Annotated in this window: 2 protein-coding genes and 1 pseudogene; 2 read left to right on the top strand and 1 reads right to left on the bottom strand. The window is 73.2% G+C overall.

What is annotated here, in order from left to right; all coding sequences use genetic code 11:
• Positions 1-487 (bottom strand): annotated as a pseudogene (locus ACFP3V_RS12745) (regulator); the annotation flags it as partial.
• Positions 488-1,085: 598 nt separating this feature from the next.
• Here ACFP3V_RS12745 and ACFP3V_RS12740 point away from each other — a divergent pair.
• Together ACFP3V_RS12740 and ACFP3V_RS12735 are read left to right on the top strand one after the other, a co-directional pair.
• Positions 1,086-1,847, top strand: a complete 762-nt coding sequence (locus tag ACFP3V_RS12740) for a 3-hydroxybutyrate dehydrogenase (RefSeq protein WP_380583083.1) — start codon at positions 1,086-1,088, stop codon at positions 1,845-1,847.
• A gap of 123 nt (positions 1,848-1,970) precedes the next feature.
• A complete protein-coding gene (locus ACFP3V_RS12735; RefSeq protein WP_380583082.1) occupies positions 1,971-3,350 on the top strand; it encodes an MFS transporter in 1,380 nt (459 codons plus the stop codon).
• Positions 3,351-3,357 lie beyond the last annotated feature (7 nt).

The following is a 3,357-nucleotide window of genomic DNA, read 5'->3' as shown; positions in this document are numbered from 1 at the left end:
CGCCCGGCCGCCGGCCCTGCGGCGGCACGGCGGCGGTACGGGCGGGCAGGCCGAGGTCGGCGGGGGTCTCCCGGGCCACGCGCTCGTCGGTCCGGCCGATCAGCCAGTCCCGGCTGGGCACCACGAGCCCCGCCGGGGTGAAGGCGATGCGGCGCAGCTCGGAGTGGCCGCCGGTGTCCTTGCGCCACATGCTGCTGACGATGTCGACGGCCTCGGCGGGGGTCTCCGCGAACTCCAGCCCGGCGTACACCGGGGCGCAGGCGTCCAGCCCGAGGTCCTGCGCGGTGAGCCGACGGCCCAGGCGGCGGGTGAAGACCTCTGCGATCAGCGCCGGCGTCGCCCCTCGCGGCTGCTGGCCGCGCAGCCACCGGGTGACTGATGTCTTGTCATATCGCAGGTCCAGCCCGTGCTCCAGCCCCAACTGGTCCACCCGGCGGGCGAGGCCGGCGTGCGAGAAGCCCGCCTCCTCGATCAGGGCGGCGAGCAGGTGGTTCTGTTCGGCCGCCGGAGACCCCGAGGATCCTGACGCCCCTGAGGACCCCGAGGGCGCCGCGGAAGCCGACGTGGCGGGGGACGCGGAGGAAGCGGCGGACGCGCCGGGCGTCCCGGCCCCGGACCTTGGGCCGGGGGCCTGCTGACGGGGCGTCGGGCCGCCGGGCTGGCCGCTGACCACCGACCGGTTCGTGGCCGTACGTGATCGGTCTGCGCGGGAGTCGAGCACGGTTCGGTCTGTTACTGGCCGTTGGGGCATGCGCCACACACCTTCCGCGGCCCGCTGTCGGCACGTCTCGGTGCGGGCTCGCTACGGGAACGGCGTGAATGTAGCCCGCAATCGGGCCGTATGGCCCGATCTGGCCGGACAATCGTCCGAACGGGTGAATGGACGGCACCACGCCCGCCCCGAGGGCCCAGCCCGTCGCCGGCGGCCCGCTCACGCCCACCCGGCCGGAGCCGCACCCGCCGACGCGCCCGCGCCGCGGGAGGCTGCCGACACCACGTCATGTGCCCTGGCTACACGGGCTCCCCGGCCACTGTGGCTGCGGGCCACATGGGAGGGGGGCGGGCCTGTCCCTAACGTTCCGCGCATGGACAGCACCCCGACCCCGTTCCTGGCGGGCCGAACCGCGCTGGTGACCGGCGCGGCCAGCGGCATCGGCCGGGCCTGCGCCCTGGCCTTCGCCGCCGCCGGGGCACACGTGCACGCGGTGGACCTGAACGCCGAGGCGGTCAAGGCCGTCGCCGCCGAGGCGGGCGGCACCGCGCACGTCGTCGACCTCTCCTCCGCCGACGCGATCGAGGGGCTCCCCGCCGAGGTCGACATCGTCGTCAACAACGCGGGGCTGCAGCACGTCGCCCCCATCGAGGCCTTCCCGCCGGAGCGCTTCGCGCTGATCCACCGGGTGATGCTGGAAGCCCCCTTCCGCATCGTTCGCCGCACCCTCCCCGCCATGTACGCGCAGGGATGGGGACGGATCGTCAACATCTCCTCCGTGCACGGGCTTCGGGCCAGCGCGTACAAGGCCGCCTACGTCAGCGCCAAGCACGGGTTGGAGGGCCTGAGCAAGGTGATCGCGCTGGAGGGCGCGCCCCACGGCGTCACCAGCAACTGCGTCAACCCCGGCTACGTCCGCACGCCCCTGGTGGAGGGTCAGATCGCCGACCAGGCCCGGGCGCACGGCGTGTCCGAGGACGAGGTGGTCTCGCGCGTCCTGCTCGAACGCTCCGCGATCAAGCGCCTGCTCGAACCTGAGGAGGTCGCCTCCGCCGCGCTGTGGCTCTGCGGCCCCGGGTCGGACGGCGTCACCGGCATCTCCCTTCCTCTCGACGGCGGTTGGACCGCCCACTGACCGCCGGCCACTGACCGCCCGGCCGCTGACCGCCGGCCGCCAGGTCCGCCCGGCCCTCCCGGGCCCGACAGCCCGCACTGATCCTTCGTCAACTCCCCCACCCCCCGAAGGGATCGCACAACGATGTCCGACTCCCCCGCCGCCGGCGCCGTACCCAGGGCCGTGCCCAGAGGCCTCGGCAAGGTCGTGGCCGCCAGCCTCGTCGGCACGACCATCGAGTGGTACGACTACTTCCTCTACGGCTCCGCCGCCGCCCTGGTCTTCGGCAAGGTCTTCTTCCCGACCAGCGACCCGCTGACCGGCACCCTGCTCTCCTTCCTCACCTACGCCATCGGCTTCGCCGCCCGACCGCTGGGCGCACTGGTCTTCGGGCACTTCGGCGACCGTAGCGGGCGCAAGAAGCTGCTGGTCGTCAGCCTGCTGATGATGGGCGTCGCGACCACCCTGATCGGCTGCGTCCCCGGCTACGACACCCTGGGGGTCGCCGCGCCGGTCCTGCTGACGGTGCTGCGCCTGGTCCAGGGCTTCGCCCTGGGCGGCGAGTGGGGCGGCGCGGTGCTGCTGGTCTCCGAGCACGGCGACGCCAAGCGCCGTGGCTTCTGGGCCAGTTGGCCCCAGGGCGGCGCCCCGGCCGGCAACCTGCTGGCGGTCGGCGTGCTGTCGCTGATGACCAACATCCAGGCCGACGACGCCTTCCTCTCCTGGGGCTGGCGCATCCCCTTCCTGCTGTCCGCGGTCCTGGTCGGCATCGGCCTGTGGATCCGGCTCGGTGTGGACGAGTCCCCGCTGTTCCGCGAGGCGGCGGCCAAGGCCGAGGCGCGCAGGGCCCAGGGCAAGGCGGAGCAGCCGCCGCTGCTCGCGGTGCTGCGGCACCACTGGAAGGACGTGCTGGTCGCGATGGGCGCCCGGATGGCGGAGAACATCTCGTACTACGTCATCGTCACCTTCGTGCTGGCCTACTGCGTGGAGCACCTCAAGCTGGGCAAGCAGACCGCGCTCAACGCGGTGCTCATCGGCTCCGCGATCCAGTTCTGCCTGATCCCGCTGTTCGGCGCGCTCTCGGACCGGATCGGCCGCAGACCCGTCTACCTGGTCGGCGCGGTCGGCGTGGGGGTCTGGGCATGGGCCTTCTTCGCCCTGCTGGACACCAAGTCCTTCCCGATGCTGGTCCTCGCGGTCACGGTCGGCCTGGTCTTCCACAGCGCGATGTACGCGCCGCAGGCGGCGTTCTTCTCCGAGCTCTTCGGCACCCGGATGCGGTTCTCCGGCGCGTCCATCGGAGCGCAGTTCGCCTCCGTCGCCGCCGGCGCCCCGGCTCCGCTGATCGCGGTAGCGCTCCTCAAGGACTACGGCAGTTCGACGCCGATCTCGCTCTACGTGAGCCTGGCGGCCGTGGTCACCGTGATCGCGCTGCTCTTCGCCCGTGAGACCCGGGGCGCCGATCTCGCCGAGACCGAAGCCGCGTCCGCGGAGCAGTCCACCGCCGCCGTCCGAGGCGCCTGACCGCCCG

Source organism: Streptacidiphilus monticola (assembly GCF_042658505.1).
In the GTDB taxonomy this organism is placed as follows: Bacteria; Actinomycetota; Actinomycetes; order Streptomycetales; family Streptomycetaceae; genus Streptacidiphilus; species Streptacidiphilus monticola.
The sequence above is the reverse complement of the archived record's forward strand: the minus strand, read 5'-3'. Positions and strand labels throughout refer to the sequence as shown.

Bases quoted from the DNA above. Each gene is read 5' to 3' on its own strand.
- ACFP3V_RS12735 (WP_380583082.1), top strand. From the start codon at position 1,971: ATGTCCGACTCCCCCGCCGCCGGCGCCGTACCCAGGGCCGTGCCCAGA.
- ACFP3V_RS12740 (WP_380583083.1), top strand. From the start codon at position 1,086: ATGGACAGCACCCCGACCCCGTTCCTGGCGGGCCGAACCGCGCTGGTG.